Raw genomic sequence first — 24,018 nt, 5'->3', positions numbered from 1 at the left:
TTTTTGCTTTCCAAAAGCGACTGAAAATAGAAAAAGTAAAGCGCAATTAAAAATCAGAAGCCCTCAGGCCAGACCTGTTTAATCTGTCAGAGGCTCATTTACAGGTTAAATACCTTTACAATCTACCTATACTTTATGAGATCTATTTACTTTAGTACACTTAGCTTCTTTCTTTTTCTGACCAGTTACTTTTTCACCACTCTCTGGGTATACGCTCAAACAGACTCAACTCTTTTATCCAGCAAAATATCCATTCGTCTGTCGGCTGTTTCACTAGCTGATGCACTTGATCAGGTCCAGCGAGTCAGCGGCATAGATATCACCTATAATGTACAACAGCTGGATAGTAAACGAAAAGTGAGTATTCAGGTTAGTAATCAATCCCTACAACAGGTACTGAATACTCTTCTCTCCGGAACAGATCTAACCTTTAAGCAAGTTAGAACTAACATTGTCATTGTATCCAAACCTGTCCCTGTTAAGATCTCCTATGGAAGTATCGAAGGAGTAGTACAGGATTATCAGACGAAAGAAAGTTTGCCAGGTTGTTCGGTTATGATACAGAACTCAACCAAAGGAGCTTCTACAGATGTCGAGGGTAGGTTTCGGTTGGACGGAGTGGCAGAAGGGGTCTATTCTTTGATTTTCTCATATGTTGGATATAAGCAGGTAATAGCAGAGCAGATACAGGTAAAAGCCAATGCTGTAACACGTGTCAATCAGAATCTGGTTGCAGATAATGTATTAGGTGAAGTAGTAGTAAAAGCAACCGTACAACTGGAAAATTCCACCGAGATTTCAGTTATCAATGAGATAAAAGGGGCTAACAATATAGTAACAGGTATATCCAATGAACAGATTGCCCGTAACCTGGATCGGGATGGCGCAGAAGTGGTACGTCGTGCCACAGGGGTTACGCTGGTACAAGACCGTTTTGTTGTATTACGTGGCCTGGACCCTCGTTATACACTGACTATGCTCAACGACATCCCTACACCCAGTGCAGAAAGTGATCGTCGTGCCTTTTCGTTTGATATGCTCAATAGTTCTATCCTGGATCGGGTAATGGTGTATAAGACAGCTTCACCGGAGTATCCGTCTGACTTTGCCGGAGGTGTTGTAAAAGTATACACTAAAAATTCTGCCAATGCCCGTCAACTTCAGATTCAGCTTTCTACTCAGTATCGTCAGGGCTCAAGCTTTACAGACTATTATACGTATAAAGGAGGTAAAACAGACTGGTTAGGCTTTGATGATGGCACCCGCAATATGCCCAATCATGTACCGTCTATTAAAGATTTTCCTGTCGTAGGAATTTCTGATCAGAGCAATGCAGAAAATGCCCGTTTCGCACGATCCTTTTCCAACAACTGGAACCTGAAGAATGCTCATAGTAATCTGGATAAAAGAGCTGTTATCAACTACTATACATCCTGGAAAATGCCAAGAATGGGATATGTAAACAGTCTAAGTTCGATCACCTATACATCTACGACTAACTTGAATGAAATAAAACGGTTTTTTGGATATCCACAGTACAATTCTGAAGGCATATCTCTACTATCCTATCAAGAGAAACCGATTGAATTGTATAATTCTCAAACAACTGAACAAAGTCATATTCAGAGTGTACGTCTTACTGCTATGCAGAATTTCAAATGGGTATTTAACGATAGACATTCTATTGAGTTTAAGAACTTTTTCAATCAGTTGAGTAGAGATCGGGTCATTGTACAGGATTACAGAACATCAACCAATACAGTAGATAATTATGTAAACTATCTGGATAAAACGCTATACTATAATTTCCGTAGCCGGAGTCTTTATACAGGCACTCTTTCCGGCGAGAATACGCTCAGTAAACCATGGCTTACGTCCGTTAACTGGCGATTCGGATATGGGCATACCAGCGATAAGCAACCTGACTTGCGTTCTATCTCTTTCCGCAGAAGAGACGTATTACCTGGTTATGAGGGAGAAAGCGATCCGATAGGTGCTTATCAATTTAACATACCAAGTGCCACTATTAAGGTCACTGATTTAAATACACATCAGTATGATGATCTGGCAGAAGATACCTACACGGGAGCAATTGATCTGGAAAAAAAGTTTTTGTCGGATGCTTTCATTAAAGCAGGATTCTTCATTGACCATCGTACCCGCACCTACTCCACTCGTCGTTTCTCTTATAATGGCAATACAGGTGTAGATACATTGCTAATAGCTACCATCAAAGATCTGCCTTTCATGGCAAATCAATTTTTTGATCGTCGTTTTTTCAGAAACGAGGGTACAGGATTGCAGATTCATGATAATACAGGTTTTACGTTGGCTGAAGGCATTGGCGGAAATGATGGATACGAAGCCAATAATAATCAACGGGCTGTCTATCTGGCTTTTAATTTACCCTTGTTCACTAAACATTTGACACTATATGGCGGTGTACGGGCTGAATGGAATCATTTTAGCTTTCCAGGGACTTTCAGTGTCGTAGATGGTAATTCAATCATACAGGTAGGGGTTGATCAGAAAAAGCTTTACTGGCTACCTAGCCTGAATGTCTCTTATGCCTTTACTCCTAAGATGCAGGTACGGGCTGCTTATGGGATGACGCTCAATCGTCCTGAATTCAGAGAGGTGGTACCTATTCAGGCACGTGATCTGGATCGTAATATGGATTTTATTGGGAACTATACACTCACTAATGCTGAAATAGATAATTATGATCTTCGCTGGGAATTTTATCCGGGGGCAGATGAACTCATTTCCATTGGTGCCTACTATAAGACTTTCAAAAATCCTATTGAGATATATTCTATTGGAAATAGTGGCTTTCAAAGAGATCTTTTCTATTATATCAATACGCCTAAAGCTACAGGTTATGGACTTGAGTTGGAAGTACGCAAACGCTTATCGTTTATTCCTCTGCCGTTGTTTGAGTATATGGCCATTAATGCTAATGTGACGCTTTTGAAAACAGAAATTGATATTTCAGAGCAGATTAGACAAGATGGAAATTATGATGAATTACGTCGTCCTGTAAGACCTTTACAAGGTTCTTCTCCTTATGCAATCAATGTAAACCTGTATTATGATAATACCCAATCAGGAACGCAAATATCGGCTTTATATAATGTGATCGGTCAGCGATTAACTACAGTTGGAAATTCATTTACTGCCGAATTGTATGAATTGCCACGTCATTTAGTAGATCTTACAGTAACTCAACGGATAAATCGGTATCTGAGAATACGTGCAGGTGTACAGGATATTTTAAACCAGGCTTTCCGCATTTATCGTGACAGGGATCGTTCTCGAACTTATAATCCAACTCATTTCTCTTTATCTAATTCAAAGGAACAGATATATGTTCGGGATTATCTGGAAGAACAATACCGACCAGGAAGTTATTTCTCACTGGGACTCATGTTTGCTTTCTAAAGTGCTTTTCAAATCGCCCTTCCAATCTATTCATAATGTACAGTACTATTTAAACCTCAACCGATTACAACATTTATGAAAAACAGACTTCAATTGCTCGCGTTTTCAGCTGTAACCAGTGTAATACTGGCAGCTACTTTCTCTTCCTGTAAAAAGGAAGAAATTGCTCAGGATAGTTCTATCCGTGCTGCAGCTGTTGTAACAGTTGGTACTTGTAGTGCCAATACACTGATTTCAACAAATACTACATGGACTTCAGCGAATACCTACGTATTGCGTGGTAAAGTACGTGTACAGCCAGGAGCTACTTTGACTATTCAGGCTGGTACTCGTATTCAGGGTGAGTGTGATGGTACATTGATTGTAGAGCGTGATGCAGATATCATTGCTGTAGGTACTGCTTCTAACCCAATTGTATTTACTTCTAACAAAGCTACTGCTAAAGCCCCTGGTGACTGGGGTGGAATTATCATCTTAGGCCGAGCTCAGAATAATCAAGCTGCTAACTTTGGTATAGAAGGTATCACATTAGGAACAGCAGGGAATAATGCACCAGGTTATTATGGTCCAGGGGGGGCATTAAACAATGCTGACAATTCAGGACGCCTTAGCTATGTTCGTATTGAGTATGCTGGACAGGCTCTTTCTGCAAACAATGAAATCAACGCTTTGACATTGGGTTCTGTAGGTAGTGGTACTACACTTGATCACATCCAGGTTCTGTATGGTAATGATGACTCATTTGAGTGGTTTGGTGGTACAGTAAATGCTTCTTATCTGTATTCTTACGGTACTGTGGATGATGATTTTGATACGGACTATGGTTATTCTGGTCGTGTTCAGTTTGCTGCTGCTGTGCGTGTGCCTTCTCAGTTTGACGTGGTTTCTGCTTCTAACAACTCAAATGGTTTTGAATCAGATAACGATCCTGAGAGCGATGCGGTAACTCCATTGACTTCTGCTATTTTTGCTAACGTAACAGTAGTAGGCCCTACCGCCGCTGATGGAGTGTATTTTGGTTCAGGTGCTTTGTTACGTCGCAATACTGCTCAGAGAATCTATAACTCTGTCATCTTCGGATACGGAAAAACAGGTACTGCAGCTGTAAATGCAACAGGTGCCAATGCTTCTGCACAAGTAATTTCTTCCACTTTACAGAATTATACTCCAGGCGCAACTACTATCCCAACAGGATGGGCTGGTCTGATAAGCAGTTATGCATCTGCTGTAGTTGCTTCTGAGCCTGCAACGGGTACAACAAGCTTTACTGTTAACAGCTTAGTACCTCCAACATTTGCTGTAGATGCAACTAACCTTACTACTACGACAGCTCTTCCAAGTGGTTTCTTCGTTTCAGCTCCCTATCGTGGTGCTTTCAGTGCTACTACAACTGACAATGCTGGCTGGAATTTGGCTGGAACCTGGTTAAGATTCCCTACTGTAGGAAACTAAAAATCAAAACAGAGGAGGTATGCCAGAATAACATTCACTCCTCTGTTTTATAAAACAACATAGATGGAAGGGACTTTCAGTATGGGGCATAGTTCGCAGCTATGCTCCATTTTAAAAGACCATCTATATCATAGATCTGATCTTAAAAAGCGAAGTTATTTATTTTCTTATCACTTGCCAACTAAGTATGAAAAAATCATACCCGCTCTTTTTGCAATTATACTATTTGGTTTTACTCTTTTTAGTAAGTGTGACTCTTTTTTCGACTTCCTGCAAAAAAGAGCAAGAAGTCACATTGCCTGTCATTACGGCTATTAGTCCGGACAGTGCCTATATTGGAGATACTGTTATAGTCTCCGGAAAGTTCTTTGAGTCCTATGCAGAAGATAACTTTGCACTTTTTAATGGAAAGGCTGCCAGGTTAATAGATGGAAATGAAAGCCAAATGCGGATCATAGTTCCCTATGGTGCTGAATCGGGTCCTGTTGTGATTGATGCCAATCACAGAATCAGTGCCGAATTTCCATTCAAAATCAGAAGCCGTGGCACTGTCATTACTTCTATTTCTCCGACTAGTTCAGAAGAAGCACCTCTTGGAAGTGGAGTAGTAGAAATCAAGGGGAAAAACTTCAGAACAAATGACTTTTTAGAAGGAAAAGCGTATGTGAATTTTACCAATAGTGAGAGAAATACTGTTTTCTATGCGACAGATACTTTGTTAATGATTGGTGTACCTCAGGCAGCCCGGACCGGACCAGTATCATTAGTTCAGGAAGGCCTTACTTTTACAGGGCCCGTCTTTACTGTAAAAGAACCTTCGCTTGCCTCTATTTCTCCTGCAGAAGCAACCGAAGGTATGACAATCGCTTTACAGGGTGATGCATTGTTTTCTATCAACGGCTTCAGCATCAACGGCCAGGCTATCAACAACTATTCAGTTTTAAGTAATACAGAAGCGCAGCTAACCTTACCTGCTGGTTTGGGTACAGGAGACTTTCCGATTGTTATGATTTTTGGGGATATGCCCATAACAAGTGAGATGAAAATCACACTTAAACCTTTGACCAATATTATATCAACCATTTACTATACAGACGGAAATTCAACGTATCGCAGAAGCATTGATGGTAGTGGTAATGAATACAATGCTTTGTTACCAATCAGTACGTCCAATCGATGTATGACGGTAGACCGTTCAGGAGGCAAAATTTATTATGGTGGTTTTAATACTATGGCATTAACTAATCTGGATGGGACAGACTTTAAAGTACTATTTCAGACAGATCCTACAGGAGCTGGCATTGTTACGGATTTGGAAGCCGTAAATGGCAAGCTTTACTGGACTGACTCCAACAATAATCAGATTAAGTCTGCTAATGCAGATGGTAGTGGAACCATACAAATCTTATATGGAGATTCACCTTCTGATCAGATAATGGGAGTTTTTGGCATCGCGGTAGTAGGATCTGACATTTACTGGACTGATCAGAACAGTCAAAAGATTGGTAAAGGAAGCATCGATGGATCGGGCACGCCTTCTTTTATGACTGTTTCAGGAGCAGCCCCTCTTTTTCCTTTGGATATAGATGCTATAGCTGTTAATGGTACAATACGTATCTATATAGTGGATCAGGTTTCCAATATAAACTGGGGTGAACCGGATCGTATTCTCTGGGGTAATGTCAACGGAACATCTGTTTCACTGGGTTCATTAAACACTTTGGCGCCAGGTACTGGTGGAATTTCGAGTACGCAATTCCTTACACTCGATCCCGTAAAACAAAAAGTACAATGGGCAGACAATTCTGGTTATAGCCTAATGGAAAGTAATCTGGATGGCGGTGGTATTATCACAAAATCTATAATCTTGACTAGCTATGTAAATTTCTTCATAGTTGAATGAGATGAGGATACCTAGGCTGGTGTTACGTGTTCGAATGTGATTTTTTAGGCTGATGTTATAGTATTTCAGAGGTTGGGCATTGACAGGAAAAATAATGATATATCAAAGGCCTGCCAATGCTTTATCCTAACTAATGGCGCTAAGCATTATTAAAGTTTATTCTGATAAAATAGAGCTTTTGAGATACCATGCAAAATATAATTTTTAACAAGGAAACATTTCATCAACAGACATATGTCTGGTTTTACTACTTATTAATTAATCACTTCAATCACACTTACTATGTTGTACTCTTACTTTTCCTGCCTGCTGCATAAACCTGCATGTTGGTTTGCCTTAGTACTTTGTTTGCTATCCGTTTGGAGTGTCCAGGCTCAGGGAGGCGTATCTGCCAGTCAGTATCAAGCGTTGGTATCATTTTATAATGCTACAAATGGCACTAACTGGTTCTCAAAAGACAATTGGTTGAGTTCTCAGCCTGTCAGTACCTGGTATGGTGTTACCGTAGACAGTTCAGGTAATGTGGTTGCCTTGAATCTGTCATACAATAACCTGACTGGAAAGCTACCTGCTTCGCTGAAAAATCTGCCACTGCTAGATGTACAGGTAATTGGGAACCAAATCTCTGGCATTGCTTCCTTACCTGCTACATTGGTTTCACTAAATGCCGAAAGCAATGTAATCACGGCTTTACCTGCCTTGCCAGCCAGATTAGAAGTGCTACGCGTGGGTTCCAATCAGATTCAAAGCTTTCCTGCACTTCCAGCAGCTTTGAAAGTAGTAGATGCAAGTTCAAACCGATTGTCTTCACTGCCTTCATTACCAGCCGGATTGACTAATTTAGCAGTTGCTAATAACCGAATCAGTTCTTTGTCTACTCTTCCTGCGGCGTTAACCAGTCTGAATATCAGTTCTAACCGCATTAGTGCTTTGCCGACTTTGCCAGCCAGCTTAAGTGCTGTGATTGCTAATAATAACCGCATGAGTACATTACCTACCTTGCCTGCCAGCCTTGCTTATCTGGCTGTTAATGGAAATCGTCTTTCGGCTCTACCAGCTTTACCTTCCGGATTGAGTTTTAGTATTGTAAATGATAATCGTCTGACATTTGAAGATCTGGAGCCGATTGTAAATCGCTTCTTTGGATCTGGCTTCTATGCTCCGCAGGCTGATATTGGCAACGAAGGTATCGTGGTTACCACTGCCGGATGTTCTATTCAGCTTTCTGCCAATTATGCTGGCAATAGTGCAAATAATCAGTACATATGGTTTAAAGACAGTGTAGCTATTGATACACTGACCACACCTTATCTGGCACTTAATCCTATTAGTAGTGATGATGCAGGAACCTATACCTGTCAGGTAAGTAATACTGTTGTGCCAGGCCTGATATTAAACCGCAGACCTATCTATGTGTATGTATATGGCGGGTCTGCGTCAAGCTCCGCACGGGTAAGTTCACCGGAAAGTCAGCCGGAAGAACGCAGTCTGACTATAGGACCTAATCCTTTTGTAGATGCGCTTTATGTATTTGGTAATAATACCTCAGAACAGAAAGCCCGTATTACGATAACCGATGTGCAAGGCCGACTGGTATATGAATCTTCAGCCCATTCCCTAACCCAACCTATACAATTAGATAAAGCTCTACCCAGCGCAATCTATCTGATGCAAGTGAGTGTGGGGGCTAAGACACAAACATTCTCTGTTGTAAAGCAATAATGCCTATTGTAATCATAAACTATTGTCTGATCCGCACATAACAATGTGCTGATCAGCTTTTACTGCTTGATCATTTCAGCTAATGGGTATACAGGATACCTTTTTGTTATTCCCGCATTATTACTTTTATGAAAACACAGGTTGTCCAACCCGAAATAGCTTATGCCCATACTCCAGATCTGGTTACATGGATTCATCTGGGATATGTGCTGGTATTTACTTTTTTTGCCTACTCTCCAGCCTTAAGTGCCTCTTTTCTTAACTGGGATGACGTTCCCTATGTAGTTGATAATCCTGTCATACGACAATGGTCTTTTTTTAATATAAAACGAATTTTTACAGAATATACATTTGGTAATTATCATCCGCTTACTATTCTCTCACTTTCTGTAGACTATGCATTGGGTAAGCTTAACCCGCAGGTGTATCATTGTTCTAATATTCTGCTTCATTTGGGTAATACAGCTTTGGTCTTCTTTCTGGTTCGTAAACTAAATCCCTCTTCTCTGATTGCTCTTATCTGTGCCATACTTTTTGGCTTACATCCCATTCATGTCGAATCCGTTACCTGGATTGCTGAACGCAAAGATGTTCTGTATACATTTTTCTATTTCTGGGCATTACTCTGTTATGCTCAGTATACCAGAGAACAAAAAACTTCCCTGTATATATACACTCTGCTTTTATTTCTGTTCTCTATCCTATCTAAGGCGATGGCAGTTTCATTGCCTCTGATTTTGCTAGCCATTGATTACCTGCTGAAGCGAAAGATGTTTAGTCGTACAGTTCTGATGGAGAAAATTCCGTTTTTTCTCATGGCGCTGTGTTTTGGTATAGTTGCGATCTGGGCACAAAAAGCTTCTCAGTCAATTGTTGAAAATGATCCCTGGAATTTTGCGGAACGTATTGTTTTGGCTAGTTATGCCTTTGTGCAATACCTGATGAAACTACTATGCCCACTTGAATTGTCTGCTATCTACCCTTATCCCGAAAAGTCAGGGCAGTGGATACCTCTTATCTATGTGACATATGTACTAGCTACCCTGTTATTGGTAGGACTGGTATTGTATTCTATACGATTTAGCAGGGCATATCTGTTTGGTCTTCTGTTTTTTACAGCCTCTATTTGCATGGTATTGCAGCTTTTACCTGTGGGACGCTTTATAATGGCAGACCGCTATGCGTATATTCCTTCTCTGGGTGTGTTCTGGATTGTTGCAGTCAGCTTCCAGAAAATAGTCACAGGATTTTCATCTTATCGGACCCTTATCGTAGGTGTGGGTTTTGTGTATCTGGCTTTGCTGGCAGTAGGTACCTATCGCCAATCTACCTTATGGAAGGAGGATTTGTCTTTGTGGAATAATGCTGTTCAACAATATCCTGCTTTTGCAGAAGCATATAACCTGCGGGCACATGCACGCATCAAACATAATGATACAGTAGGAGCCTATGCAGACTTTGAAAAATGTATAGTTCTCGATAGCGCTAACAAAGCCGGCTATTATGGTAGCCGAGCAGGAATCAAAGCAAGTGTAAAGGATTATATTGGCGCGTTGAAAGATTATTCTCAAGCCATTTTGTTTGCCGACTCAACAAAAGTATATGCGTCCTCTCTGTATATCAACAGAGGATCTGTCTATGCTCAACTGAAAAATTTTCCTGCGGCATTCGCTGACTTTACAAGAGCAGAGCATTTTCCTGTTGTTGATTCGGACTTTTTCCTGAATCGGGGCATCCTTTTTCTGGAAGCCGGAAAGTATGCAGAAGCTCTTACTGATCTGAACCAGGCTATTGACCAAGATCCACATGCAAAAGATGCCTATTATCATAGAGCTGAAGTATATTATCTTCAAGAAAAAGTGCATTTGGCCCTTCGAGATTGTAACCAAGCCATCAAGATTGATGCTGCCTTTGCAAAGGCATACAATTTAAGAGGATTACTAGAGGTGAAGATAGAGCAATTTCAAAAAGCTCTTAGTACCTTTAGCCTGGCTATTGAGGCAGATCCGCTATTGGCAGAGGCTTACTATAACCGGGCATATCTCAATCAAAGTCTTGGTTTGACAGAGACTGTGTGTGGGGATATGAGACAAGCTTATAAATTGGGTTATCGTTCGGAAGCTGCCTATATGCAACAAATCTGCCCGAATTAAGGTATTGTGTATAGTTACTTTTATCATTCTATGAAACCTGTTTCTTTTTTCATTCAGCGTAACTTTCTTTTTGTCGGTATCCTTTGTTTTGTATGGTATTTAGTGAGTTGTAAGAAAAAGGAAGAACTGAATATTGATCCGGGTATTATTCCTGTTTCCTGTTTTTCTGATCAATCGCCTAATAATGGAAGAGTGATTGAAGGCATATATATCATTAACTATCGTTCAGAGATTGTAAATCCAACCCTTCGAACACCCGAAAAGCTTTCTGTGTTTGCGAAAACCATTCTTGGCAGAAATGCTATTCCGGATCAGACACTGCGGTCAGTCTTCAAGCATAGCTTTATCTGCAGACTGACAACTGAACAGGCAACACGTTTGCAAAATGATCCGGCTATTGAATTTATCGAACCAGATCGAGTGGTGACCATCGCTTCTGCCTGTCTTGCTGTGGTAGATAGTAATACGATAGCATGGGGAGTAAAACGAGTAGGCTATGGAGATGGTGCCAGCACTGGACGGACCGTCTGGATAATTGATAGTGGCATTGATACTCAACACCCTGACCTAAATATTGATATCATTCGCAGTCGTTGTTTTATTGAAGGCCAAAGCTCAGTTGAGGACGAACATGGACATGGTACCCATGTGGCTGGTATTGTTGGAGCTAAAAACAATGGCATTGGAGTAGTTGGAGTCGCAGCTGGTGCAAATTTGGTTTCTTTAAAAGTACTAAACCAGTTGGGAGAAGGCAGAGGTTCTTCAGTAGTAGCTGCACTGGAATATATTAATCAACATGCTTCACGAGGAGATGTTGTGAATATGAGTCTGGTAGTAGATACTATCTCACCCAGTATTGATAAACAAGTAATAGCCATTGCTAATAAAGGTATACTATTTGCAGTTGCTGCCGGCAACACCAGCCAATCTGTTGCGTTGATTTCTCCATCTCACATTAATCATCCCAATGTATTCACTGTCGCAGCCATGGACGATACCGATACCTGGGCAGGCTTTTCCAATTATGGGAGTGATTTTATCGATGTAGTAGCTCCGGGAGTTGGTATTCTGTCTACTTACCGAAACCAGCAGTATGCCACTATGAGTGGTACTTCTTCAGCAGCTCCACACCTGGCCGGATTGTTATTGCTTGATGGTAGGAAATTTGCTTTATCTGGTTATGTAAAGAATGATCCGGATAGTCCGCCAGCGCCTATTCCACACAAGTTATAGTCTTTTTTATTTTGGCTGTATCCTTCTAACCTGCAGTTATCCAATAGATTTTATTTCCAATGTTAAGGAATTGTTAAAATAATATTAATTAAATATTGCTTAATGAAAAAGATGTCCTAATTTTGAATTCAACAAAAAGGCTACATCTTAAAACATATTTCTTATGAGTAAATCCAAAAAACAACTTATCAAACCATCTAAAGAACCTTCATTAAAAAAACAGTTAACAACTCAATTGGCTGTAACCATTTTTGAGTTTCTGGAAAACTCACTAAACAAAGCCGCCGATAAAAAGAAAGGCATAGTAAAACCAGAAAAACTTAAGAAGCTAACCAGAAAGGCAAGTAAGAAAGCGATCAAGCAGTTAAGAAAAGCACAAGAATCCCAGAAAAAGGTCTTGGGAAAAACAAATGCAGCAAAAATAAAACAAGGAGCAGATACAGCTGTTCCGACTGTAAAAGAAACGACAAAGACTCCTTCAACAAAGATTTCTGCTAAGACCACACAAAAAGCAGTGACAAAGCCACTTACTGACAAAGTGGTTTCTGAACCAGCTCAGTAAAAGAAAAAACAGAACTGATCCGAAAATACTGTGATTGAAAGGTGCAAAGGCACGAGGAATGTTTCCCGGATCAGTTCCTCAGAGTAGCAAGTTTGCTGATTATCTCTAATTCTTAGTCATTATAAGCTGGCTTGCCTGAACGGGCAAAATCTAGTGTTACCCATTATGCCATTATGAAGGGATCTAATAAAGTATTAGATTGACAGAAAAAGCTACATACCCTTATGTATATAAGTAAATGGGTTATCTAAAAGTTGAATTTTATAACGCAAGTATCCCATGAAATACACTGGATATTTCACTGAATGCTTGCGTTTTTTGGTCTACGTTTTGTATAGCTAATATTCAATGTAGTTGAGTAGGAGTTTACTATTTTTATTCTTTTACTGAGATAAAAGTTTCTACCTCAGACTGGTCGCCATTGTTATATTTTTTCCCGTGGACTGTAAAATCAGTCTTATAAGCCCGGTTCAGATTTGTATTTTGCCATATCTCTACCCAGGTATTAAAAATTGCTTCAGGCATTTTACCTCTTGAAACGAATTTTTGGTAGGCTGCTTTTTCGATTGTGATTCCTGTAAAACCTTCAGGTATGGTTTCTAATGAACTTACGGGCAATCCAATAATAGCACTGTAGGGACCGGTGAAGTCGGTTTCATAATCGGTATAAACGGCGTAAATATCATCATTTACTTTGTTGGGAATTTGATTTTGAATTTGTTCGCCCCAAAATTTGCCCCACACTGTCTCAATGTCTTTGGCTGATTGTCCGTTTTCATTTGTTGTTCGGATAGAGATACCAATTACATAAAATTTTTGAATAATTTGATTGTGCATTATTTTAGATTTTGGTTGATATTGGTGATTGAGTTTCCAATGCGAATAACATATCTATATAAAGGATTTGGTAGTAACGTTTTTCGCAAGTGGTAACATTTTTATGCTACAAATTTCAACTGTACTAGTGACAACCCTATGTCAATAGGGATGAGCATTTTTTATGCTTGATTCAAACATACTTGTTAGTGTCATGTAAATAATGATTTAAGGCTTCCATAAAAGGAGGAATTCCAGCTAAGTCGTGGCCAATCACACAGATATCAGTAATTTTCGGAATAAATTTTTCGAGTAGACTGAAATTGTCATCGATTAAGTCCATTTTCTGATTCTCAGCATTTTTTCTTCTAAGTCTGTTTACGATTCTTTACCAATTTTGCTTTTGCATGTACCTTATAGTACCAATGTTTGCATTCCAACTTAAACAATGCAAAGTTGCCTTCTGAGTTATCTTCCTCACACCAGGTTTTAAAAAACTTCCTGCTGCCTGACGGAAACTAGATTCAGATTCGCATCATAGAGGAATAAACGTATTGCAAATGCTAAAAAATGTCATTGGGATTTTATGGGGTAGAATAAATTTGTAGATTCAGTACCATTGATCTGCCAACCACTAAAGCGCAATCTATTGATTTTCAGAAAGCACATACCGACCTATCCGTTATCGCAATACATAGAGCACATTATTTATGCCAATGGCCCACAACACTTTCCGTATCTGATGGAATTGCCTGATGGCAGAATAAACCTAGTCATTGAACTCCGGGTTCATACCACCAATACCCTGTTTACAGCAACCAGTTTTACAAAAGCCAATACTGTAGAACCCAGTTTTACTGGTGAACATACCATGAAGCATGGTTGGATTTCAGGAGCCAATGCCAAAGCCATTGTCTATAAAAACAACACGGATTCCGCTATTCTAAGTATCCGATTTGCCGTCGGAGGATTTTATGCTCTTACAAAGATTCCCATGTCTGAGATTATTCATCCTGGTCTGGAAATCGAACTCTTGCTCGGTAGCTCCTTTAGCAGGCTCTATCAGCGGTTGGTGAATGAAACCGATATCAACCAGAATTTCCAACATATAGAATCCTATTTTCAAAACTATATTCAGAACAATAGCTTTGAATCATCGGTTGTTAAATTTATTCATACAAATATCCATCAACCTATCGACTGGCTGGTCAGCAGGTCAGGGTATTCGCAAAAACACCTGATCCATATGGTAAAAAAAGAAACAGGGTTTTCCCCAAAATATCTACAGCGCCTGCAACGGTTCCAAAATGTGTTGGGCTCTTTGCGGCAAGCTAATGGGCAGGTAAACTGGGCATCGGTCGCCTACGAGCATGCGTATTTTGATCAGTCTCATTTCATTAAAGAATTTATTCACTTTACCGGGCTCAGTCCGCTGGAATACCTCAATCGTAGTGTTGCATCGGAACACAACAAACTGTTGACCGATATCCAGCTTTTTTAGAGAACTAGTCAGACGCAGATTCGGGAGGTAAATTTTTTACAATACCCTGTTTCTTAGGGTTTGTACCTTTGGTGTATAATCCTGAAAAGATTTACCATCCTAAAAAAACAGTAACCATGGCTACCAACAACGACCTGCGTATCTCTGACTTCCGCATTTCTGTTCCACAAACTGAACTGGACGACCTTTTGTCCAGACTGAAAAACACCCGCTGGACAGCCCAGCCGGAGGGGTCAGGCTGGGGGTATGGTACAGATTCGGAGTATCTCAAAGAACTGGCCAATTACTGGGCAAACACCTACAACTGGCGTACACACGAAGAAGCCCTGAACCAATTGCCGCAGTACACCACCGTTATCGATGGCATTTCCATCCATTTTATTCATATCAAAGGCAAGGGTTCTGCGAAAAAGCCGTTATTGCTGATTCACGGCTGGCCGGATTCATTCTATCGTTTTCATAAGATCATTCCCTTGCTTGCCGCTTCCGATCCTTCCTATGACCTGATCATTCCTTCCATACCGGGGTTTGGGTTTTCAAGTCCTCAGGCTGTGAATGGCGATGTGTCTGCTATCCTGTTTCACCGGCTGATGACAGAAGTACTGTCGTATACGCAATACTTTGTGGCTGGTGGGGATATGGGTACGCTTATCGGGAAATCCATGGCGGTGCAGTTTCCTGAACAGGTAAAAGCCTTACACCTTACCGATGTGGGCTATCCCGACGGCCAGGAAGACTGGAGCACGATGTCGCCGGCCGAACAGGCGTTTGGGCAGATAATTCAGGGCTGGTTTTTCAGCGAAGGGGCTTTCAATATGATTCAGTCTACCAAGCCCCAGACACTCGGTTACGGGCTGAACGACTCTCCGGTAGGCCTGGCGGGATGGTTACTGGAAAAATTCAATGCATGGAGCGATAACCAGGGCCATATCGAAAATAGTTTTACGAAAGATGAGCTGATCACCAACATCATGATTTACTGGGTAAGCCAGTCGATCAACAGTTCCATCCGGACATATGCCGAGAATGCAAGAGCCGCTTACACCGGCGGACTGAAATCCTCTCAGAAAGTCAGTGTACCCACAGCCGTATCCCTGTTTCCGGGAGAAGCTCAGTTTCCACAGGAATGGGCCGAAAGAAAGGTCAATCTGGTAAGCTTTACCAAACCGGAAAAAGGAGGACATTTTGCCGCACTGGAAGTACCCCAGGTATATGCAACTGAATTAAATAACTTTTTTGGAAAGCTGGAACTGGATTGACCGGTTGAGATTTATTCCGGATAGGTTTTTGGTTTTTAAGTGACTTACCACTTCCAAAGGCATGTAGGGATTCCTGCCTGCTTTTAACCCTGGAAGTGTCGTAGCCTGTCTGTTAAACTTTGGCTGGATGAGTAAAATCAGATTGGGCCACTAACAGACAGGCTATTTACCCATCTACTCCATTATACACAATCTGACGCTGACCCACTATCTGCCTGTTGGTTCTTTCACCAAGCATACGTAATTCTGTTGTATCAGCAGATTCCGGTTGTTTGGCTGGCTAGCCTAAATATAGTACCTTGCTCTTAGGAATGAAAAGAAACTGGCTTGAGGCCGGATAAACTATAGTAAAAGCCGAATAAAAGCCTGATTTATCCCAGATGTTCGCTGAAGTAGTACATGCGAAACAGGGAAAAGAGTGTGCTCTTCGCTCATCTGTTATAGCATGGTAAACGTGTCAAGCTGCATTTAAGGATTGCTTTATACCCGTAGACCTGCTTTACTGATGTCAATTTGTTGAAAATTAAATGAAATTTGAAGTTTGCTATGAAAAAAGTATTGCTCCTCTTTTGTGTCTTTACCGTACTTGTTTTACATGCTGGACTAGCCCAGCCTACCCAAAGTATGACTACGGATAAAGCTACGTTTACCAATCCACTGCCAGTACAACTGGGTGATCCATACATATTGTACACAAAAGGAACCTATTACCTGTACGGAACCGGCGGAGCGGATAAGGGATTTGCGGCTTATTCCTCCAAAGACCTGGTGAACTGGAAATTTGAAGGCCAGGTGTATTTTCACAACAATAAAAACGGCTGGAGTGACCCGAATGCCAGCTGGGGAGGGGCTTACTGGGCTCCGGAAGTGTATGAGGTGAAAGGGAAATTTTACCTATTTTACAGTGCGCAGTGGAACGTCAATCCTACCAAGGAGGTGGAAAATTTCCGGATTGGCGTAGCCGTAGCCGACAAGCCTACGGGACCTTTTATTGACCTTTCCAGCAAACCTGTTTTTGACCCTGGGTATCCAGTCATCGATGCCAATGTCTTTTTTGATACCAATGGCAAAATCTATTTATATTATTCCCGTTGCTGCTACAAACATCCGGTGAAAAGCGAAGTGGCAGCATTGGCGAAAGAAAAGGGATGGTTTAATCAGATTGAAGAAAGCTGGGTGTATGGCGTTGAACTCAAACCTGACTTTTCAGGCGTGATCGGAGAACCTGTCTTAGTGTTGAGGCCACCGACTCAAATGAGCGATACACAGGCAGAATGGGAAAGCCGCTCGGTTACTGAGCGTGAAGTAAACCGTCGCTGGACAGAAGGATCGGTTACCTTTAAAAAAGACAATCTGTATTACATAATGTATTCGGCCAATCATTTCGGTGGAGCACATTATGCAATCGGATATGCAACCTCCCACTCCCCACTGGGTCCATATAAAAAAGCCGATAACAATCCTGTATTACAGAAAAACACAGGAGAAGGCGGATTAGTAACGGGTACAGGCCACAACAGCATTGCCTACTCGCCGGATGGGAAAGAAATGTTCTGTGTGTATCATGGAAGAACAGCCAAAACAGGAGACGAACGAGTTGTATTTATAGATCGTATGCAGGTGAAAAACGGAAACATAGAGGTTTACGGTCCGACTACCATCCCACAAAAGCTTCCTTCCGGAGTAAAGCCAACCTCTTCGGGCAAGTAGCATCGCCACTGTCCCTGGTCTGCCAGGACTCGGTCACTTCAAGCGAAATGAATGAATCGAACAGCAAGGGTTCATAGGTGGACCCTTGCTGTTCGATTATGGAAACAAAACAACCGGAAGGTTTACAAAAAGAGCTTGTTAAAGGCTATAAATCGCATTTTGCATGTCTGGTATTGAATTGGTGCATCTCAAAAGCCAATACCCTATAGTCAAAATGCAACCGGATTCAAATCAATCCCTATGTTACGTAACTACTTGACAGTAGCCTCTCATAATCTGGTTCAAAACAAGGTCTTTTCCTTCAGTAACATGGGTAGGCTGATACATTTCTTATCGTCTTTTACTGGCAGATATTTGCCGATTATTCTTTTTGGCCATTCAGCGTTGAACCGGCTTGAATGACGGCCTGATTGACGGCCCGGACTTGGTCAGTATTCATTTTTTCCACCTGTCTGTCATAGGTCAGCACACCGTTCACCTCATGCTCGACATCGGTTGTCTGGGTGTAGATCGCAACGCTCAGGCCCCTGTAGCGCATCAGTTGCTCAACCTGGTCAAGCAGTAAAACGTAGCGGTCAGTCAGGGCTGCTTTGGTGGGCTCATAGGCGTAGGCATTGTTTTCCACCGGCCACATGTGGCCCCGTACAAACAAACCTACTCCCCCGAATTCACCCAGCGAGGCGGCCCGTTTTTCATCAGGTTCCGATGCACCATCGGGACCGATGTAAATGTGGGTATCGACAAAATCACCGTTTCTGGGATCGCCATAGGCTTTTTGATAGGATGGATTGTTATTGAAACCCGAGTTGCCGTTGACCAGTCGGGATGGATCATACTGCTTAACCCAGTCAGTTATACTGATCACATCAAAAGCGCCCCAGTTTTCATTGAAGGGCACCCAGGCAATGACTGACGGGGAGTTGTAATGCTGATCGATGATCGCTTTGAGTTCGTTTCGAAACGTGGCCCGGGTGGTTAATGTATCTTCATCGGGATACCAGATGGCTGGCATGTCTTGCCAGACCAAAAGACCCAGCTTGTCGGCCCAATAATAAAACCGGTCAGGCTCTGTTTTCATGTGTTTGCGGATCAGGTTATAGCCCGCTTTTTTGGTATACTCAATGTCAAATTTGAGGGCCTCTTCCGTTGGCGCGGTCAAGATCCCGTCTGGCCAGTAGCCCTGGTCCAAAAGACCAAGCTGCATGAGAAACTGCCCGTTCAATAAGGGCCGGACTACGCCATTGACTTTACCCAGCTTAACATCGCGCATGCCCATATAGCTTGTCACCTGATCGGAGACTTGTCCGTTTGCCGTTTTGAGGATGAGTTTTACATCATACAGAAAAGGTGAATCCGGAGACCAGCGTTTGGGGTTGGCAATCGGAACATAGAACGCTGTCCCTGCCTTGGCTTCGGCGCGGGCTACTTCCTTTTTTCCATCCAGCACAACAGCTGTAACGGATGCGGCCTCACCAGCAATGGAAGTCCCGCCGGCCTTAACTTCTACTCTGAGGCGATTTCCAGCAAGGTCAGGCAGCAGCCTTAATGTCTGGATGTACTGGGCATTAACCGGCTCGAGCCATACTGTTTGCCAGATGCCGGATGTAAAGGTGTAATCGCCTCGGGGGCCGTTTTTTCCTGAAGGCGTTCGTCCATCGTTGGCATCATAGGCGGCCACTACCAGACTGTTTTCTCCTTTTGTCAAAAGGGCAGTGATATCAAAGCAAAACGCGTCATACCCACCGGCATGACTGCCCGCTTTCTGGCCGTTGACAAAAACGGTAGCCTTGTGATCGACAGCACCAAAGTGCAGAAGGACCTGCTTGCCATTCCAGGAAGCGGGTAAGGTAAACGTACGCTGGTACCACATATTGATCTCCTGCTTACGATGAACGCCCGAAAGCACTGATTCGGGACAATAGGGCACCCGTATTTTTTCACTCGTTGCCGAAAACTCTACTGTATGAGTGGGATTATTAGCCGAAGCGACCGATTGGCCGCCCCGGTAATTCCACATTCCGTTTAAACAAAGCCACTCGCTACGCTGCAATTGCGGGCGCGGGTATTCACCCAGTGGTAAGGCGGACTTCAGGGCAACTTTGGTCCAACGGGTTGGCAACTGGGGCCTTTGAATGGAAGATGAAGCTAGCTGGGCCTTAGCGCCTTGAGTAACGAAAAGAAGGCTGGCAGCCAGCATCACCGAAAGAGAAAGAATGTGTTTTAGCATAAAGATTGGCACAAGTGGCAATGAGTATCAAATGAAGACTTGTAGAAGGTCAAGGGTATAACCAGTCAGCCAAAAATAGACAGAAAAAAGAATGTAAAAAACAGTTATACATAGCAGATTGCCCGTTTATCATAGCTTTCAGCATCAGGGTTAGTACCCGGCTTTTACTGCATAAATGCGAACAGAGTGCGGTAGTTAAAAAGTAGTAGTTAAATTAAATAATTTAAGATAGCACGAAACAGGTAACCTACTCAGCAAACGTCCATTACACTGACACTCTATTACCTTTGACCAGGTTATTGGCCATCAAGGGGGTATTATGCTGATCTAGGGTATACTGTTCTTGGTGCTAATCATGAAAAAATCATTAACTTTTTTATAAAAGGAGAATTTCTGCGTTGAAGTAAAATGCAGAATCAATAATTACCCTCATTTTGATCGCCTTTTATGCATAGACCCCTTATGTGAGATAATTTAGATTAGCTTGCTGAGATAACATTGTCTTCCGGACTATCTGATTCCAGCGCTAACACAAGCATAGCTGCAAGCTGTTCCTCTCGATATGGTTTTTGCAATATATTTGACCGGCGTGTTGCGCTCATACGCTCCATCATAAGTGCATCTGTGTAAGAGGTAATATAAATAACAGGTAAATCTGAAAAGGTACGAATGATCTCCATTGTTTCAATGCCATTCAGTTTACCTCTCAATTGAACATCCATCAGAATCAAGTCAGGTGTGTCATTTTTTAGTATCTCTATAGCCATTTCTCCTTCGGTTACTGTATCCACAACCTGATAACCCAACTGTTTTAACTGAACAGAAAGGACGAAAGCATTTAATATTTCATCTTCTACCATCAACACTTTTATCATAGTGGTATAGAGTTAGTAAGAGTGTTAAAATGGGTGCAGTTTTGTTCAGCAATAAGTCTGATCAGAACTGCACTCTTCAAGCTTTTCAGAAAGGGAAAACAACATGGCTAAAGAAATGTTTAAAAAAACGGCCGAAATTTATATCAAAGCTACAACGGTTGAATCTATTTGTAAATAAGGGAAAAGAACCCTTTTACGCTGATTACTTCGGGGGAGGTGATACTAATGAATTATCACTAGTTTACAAGTGATTACTTTTCTGAATTTAAGCTAATAGTAACTTCGTCATTTATTTTATCGGGAGTAATAAATTGTAATAATGCTCTTTTTGATATGATTTAATCTTCTGGTACAAGAATTTATCACCTGTATATTCTACACAATTGATTTAGTAGATGAACTTTGTGATTAAAAATAGTAAAATAGTACTTTACATAGCTTTTGGGGTATCTTTGTTATTGGTAGCGCTGCTTGTCTTTCTCAGTTATGACCTTACTAAGCAGCATAACAAAACAGAAAACCGGGTTATACGTTCCTATCAGATACTTACTGAAGGAGAACGACTGTATTCGTATTTAAAGGATGCACACCGGAGCCATCATACCTATCTGTTAACGCAGGATACATCTTTTCTGACCTTTTATCTACAGGTTCAACCTCAGATGATTAAAAGTCTGCAAACCCTTTCTACGTTGACAGCAGATCAGCCTTTGATGCAAAAGCAGCTTGCTGTAATCAGAAACCACATTCAGATAAGTCTGAATCAATGGACTAAAAACAGGGAACTCGCTGACAGGCAAGTGATGAAATCCGTTATTGGTGTAGGTAAAAGGGGGAGAGATCAACAGGAAAAAGATAGGATTATGGTGGAATTGATTGGTCGTGAGCTGAATGCGCTACAAAAACAGGAGCAGCAACTACTCATCTCTCGTGAGGCTGCACTGGATACTGCACGTGAGCGCCATTCTATTCTTACTCTAATCATTGGGTGTGTTGTATTCCTGCTTTTATTGCTTTTATGGAAATTACTTCAGGTAAAGCTTAGACTACAAGATACCTTCAATCATATACTGGAAAAAAAGGTTGAGGAACGTACCTTAGAACTCCAGTATCTCAATGAGCAACTCCAGAAAGCCAATCAGCAAATCAAGTCTAGCGAAGAAGAAATACGCCAACGTATTGAACAGGTGGAAATTAAAAAACAGCGATTTGAACTGGCTTTATTAGGAGGCAATTTGGGGATGTGGGACTGGAACCTTGTGTCTGGCCAGGTGATTTATAACCAGCGAGAAGCAGATATGCTGGGTTTCTCTCTGGCTGAAATTCAATCTAGTCCAAGCCATAAACTGGATAGCAGGAAAGAGAATAACGACTGGATTACCTGGATACATCCTTCTGACGCTCCTTGGGTATTGGATCAGCTTGAATTGCATCTGAAAGGAAGCATTCCCTTATTTCAGGTAGAACATCGGTTACAACGAAAAGACCAACAGTGGATATGGGTGATTAGCAGCGGTAAGGTACTTGCCTGGAACGAAAATAAAAGACCTGCCCGTATTGTTGGTACTCATCTAGACATTACCGATCAGAAAGAAGCAGAAAATAAAACACGTTTTCAGGCTCATCTGCTTGAACTGATTGATATTGGAATTATCTCTCTTACCCAATCACTTCAGATCCGTAGCTGGTCCAACGGTGCCCAGGCTATTTTTGGATTAACCAGTGAGCAGACAGTAGGTAAACAACTCTCTGAGGTATTGACCATTAAGCCCAAAGATAACTCCAGTATTAATACGCTGTATGAGAATCTGAATCAGCGACAAACCTGGAAAGGTGAAGTGCTTATCTTTACTCCCGATGAGCAGACGCATTCTATTTTTCTAACCTTTTCACGTTTTACGGATCTGGATGAGGATGAAGGATATATGCTGGTCTGCAAAGACATAGAGGAAATAGCCACTATCCAACACCAATTAAAAGAGCATCAATCGTATATACTCTCAGCAATTGAAAACTCGGCTGATTCTATTTTTGGCTTAAATGCCCGTTTTGAGTTGCTTTTTTATAACACTGCCTACATAGAAAGCTGGCGACAAAATTGGGGATGGGACGTTCACCTAGGAGATGACATATCCCTTATGATAAGTGAGCAGGGACGAAAAGTGCTGATCGAAAACTGGGCACGGGTTCAGCAGGGTGAAAAATTTAGCTATGAATACCAATATACTTATCCAACTAGTGAAACGGAGGAGGATAAGAATAGAACGTTGTATTTTGAAGTCTCCGTACATCCGATTTATGGCATGGAACAGGAAGTAATAGGAATATCCTACTTATATCGTGACATTACCGAAAAAATACGGGTACGCAAACAAATTGAGCAAATGCAGACAGAGCTTCTCTCCAATAAACTCAAAGAACAGTGGGTACAGGCTAATGCACTTATAGAAGGACAGGAACTGGAACGAAAACGGCTTGCACGCGAGCTTCATGATGGACTGGGCCAGATGCTGAATGTGTTGAAAATGCAACTGGTACAACAGATGGTGCCTCTGGATTCACGTCTGATGTTAGATCAGATCCTGAGTGAGTTATCGGCGATGAACAATAACCTGATGCCATTGGTCTTGCAGGATTTTGGTTTGCATGCAGGCATCAGACAACTAATCGAACAGTATCAGAAGGTGACAGGTATTGAAATATACTATTTTTCTGATCTGGAAGGAACACGTTTCGGTTCAAATTTGGAGGTAAGTGTTTACCGGATGATACAGGAGGCATTAAGCAATGCTGCAAAATATGCTAAGGCGAGTCATATATCAGTGCAGATAACACATACAAACACCAATCTGCTGCTAATGGTAGAAGATGATGGCATTGGTTTTGATCCCCAGAAAACCCTTTTGTCAGATCGAAAAGGATTTGGCCTTCTCAACATGCGGTTTCGGGTAGAAACATTAAAAGGAAGAATCTTTATTGAAAGCCAAACCGGCAGAGGCTGCTTAATTAACATTGAAGTACCTTTATCCACACACTTCATCTGATACAGCCAATCAACTGCTATATCTAAGGACAAGGAAGCGTATATAGGAGATGGCCTGATTTTTTTCAATATCCTGTATATCACTGTAACGAATCAGGTTCTTACCTGATTTATCTGGTTT

The 24,018-nt window shown here is 41.6% G+C and carries 14 protein-coding genes; 11 read left to right on the top strand and 3 right to left on the bottom strand.

Annotated elements, in window-relative coordinates:
• The first annotated feature begins 135 nt into the window (after positions 1–135).
• The 7 genes from QNI22_RS34520 (at position 136) to QNI22_RS34490 (ending at position 12,466) form a co-directional block, all read left to right on the top strand.
• Positions 136–3,441 (top strand): TonB-dependent receptor, encoded by a 3,306-nt coding sequence (locus tag QNI22_RS34520; RefSeq protein ID WP_314518366.1) that lies wholly within the window; start codon positions 136–138, stop codon positions 3,439–3,441.
• Between the two features lie 75 nt (positions 3,442–3,516).
• Positions 3,517–4,893: a cell shape-determining protein MreB gene (locus QNI22_RS34515; protein WP_314518364.1), complete on the top strand. Its 1,377-nt coding sequence runs from the start codon at positions 3,517–3,519 to the stop codon at positions 4,891–4,893.
• A 187-nt stretch (positions 4,894–5,080) separates the two neighbouring features.
• The gene (locus QNI22_RS34510; protein WP_314518362.1) at positions 5,081–6,796 is read left to right on the top strand and encodes an IPT/TIG domain-containing protein; all 1,716 of its coding nucleotides are present in this window, start codon (positions 5,081–5,083) and stop codon (positions 6,794–6,796) included.
• A 282-nt stretch (positions 6,797–7,078) separates the two neighbouring features.
• Positions 7,079–8,518, top strand: a complete 1,440-nt coding sequence (locus tag QNI22_RS34505) for a T9SS type A sorting domain-containing protein (RefSeq protein WP_314518360.1) — start codon at positions 7,079–7,081, stop codon at positions 8,516–8,518.
• 128 nt (positions 8,519–8,646) lie between these two features.
• A complete protein-coding gene (locus QNI22_RS34500) occupies positions 8,647–10,671 on the top strand; it encodes a tetratricopeptide repeat protein (protein ID WP_314518357.1) in 2,025 nt (674 codons plus the stop codon).
• Positions 10,672–10,701: 30 nt separating this feature from the next.
• Positions 10,702–11,904: a S8 family peptidase gene (locus QNI22_RS34495; RefSeq protein WP_314518355.1), complete on the top strand. Its 1,203-nt coding sequence runs from the start codon at positions 10,702–10,704 to the stop codon at positions 11,902–11,904.
• Between the two features lie 163 nt (positions 11,905–12,067).
• On the top strand, positions 12,068–12,466 hold the full coding sequence (locus QNI22_RS34490) for a hypothetical protein (RefSeq protein WP_314518354.1): 399 nt from the start codon (positions 12,068–12,070) through the stop codon (positions 12,464–12,466).
• 375 nt (positions 12,467–12,841) lie between these two features.
• Here the strand turns inward: QNI22_RS34490 and QNI22_RS34485 are convergent, their stop codons facing one another.
• Entirely contained in the window at positions 12,842–13,303 is a 462-nt protein-coding gene (locus QNI22_RS34485) for a GyrI-like domain-containing protein (protein ID WP_314518351.1), read from the bottom strand.
• 628 nt (positions 13,304–13,931) lie between these two features.
• Here QNI22_RS34485 and QNI22_RS34480 point away from each other — a divergent pair.
• The 3 genes from QNI22_RS34480 to QNI22_RS34470 all read left to right on the top strand — a co-directional run bounded on the left by QNI22_RS34480 (position 13,932) and on the right by QNI22_RS34470 (position 17,752).
• A complete protein-coding gene (locus tag QNI22_RS34480; RefSeq protein WP_314518347.1) occupies positions 13,932–14,783 on the top strand; it encodes an AraC family transcriptional regulator in 852 nt (283 codons plus the stop codon).
• 116 nt (positions 14,784–14,899) lie between these two features.
• Complete coding sequence (locus QNI22_RS34475; protein ID WP_314518345.1) at positions 14,900–16,042, top strand: epoxide hydrolase family protein; 1,143 nt, start codon at positions 14,900–14,902, stop codon at positions 16,040–16,042.
• Positions 16,043–16,588: 546 nt separating this feature from the next.
• Entirely contained in the window at positions 16,589–17,752 is a 1,164-nt protein-coding gene (locus QNI22_RS34470) for a glycoside hydrolase family 43 protein (RefSeq protein WP_314518343.1), read from the top strand.
• 361 nt (positions 17,753–18,113) lie between these two features.
• Here the strand turns inward: QNI22_RS34470 and QNI22_RS34465 are convergent, their stop codons facing one another.
• Both QNI22_RS34465 and QNI22_RS34460 read right to left on the bottom strand, forming a co-directional pair.
• Positions 18,114–19,979 (bottom strand): glycoside hydrolase family 2 protein, encoded by a 1,866-nt coding sequence (locus QNI22_RS34465; RefSeq protein ID WP_314518340.1) that lies wholly within the window; start codon positions 19,977–19,979, stop codon positions 18,114–18,116.
• Positions 19,980–20,458: 479 nt separating this feature from the next.
• Positions 20,459–20,854, bottom strand: coding sequence for a response regulator (locus tag QNI22_RS34460; protein WP_314518338.1), 396 nt, complete (start codon positions 20,852–20,854; stop codon positions 20,459–20,461).
• Between the two features lie 395 nt (positions 20,855–21,249).
• Here QNI22_RS34460 and QNI22_RS34455 point away from each other — a divergent pair, with 395 nt between their 5' ends.
• Positions 21,250–23,898 carry a PAS domain-containing protein gene (locus QNI22_RS34455; RefSeq protein ID WP_314518336.1) on the top strand — a complete coding sequence of 883 codons (2,649 nt, stop codon included), beginning with the start codon at positions 21,250–21,252 and terminating at the stop codon, positions 23,896–23,898.
• Positions 23,899–24,018: the final 120 nt, after the last annotated feature.

The organism is Xanthocytophaga agilis (genome assembly GCF_030068605.1).
In the GTDB taxonomy this organism is placed as follows: domain Bacteria; phylum Bacteroidota; class Bacteroidia; order Cytophagales; family 172606-1; genus Xanthocytophaga; species Xanthocytophaga agilis.
The sequence above is the reverse complement of the archived record's forward strand: the minus strand, read 5'-3'. Positions and strand labels throughout refer to the sequence as shown.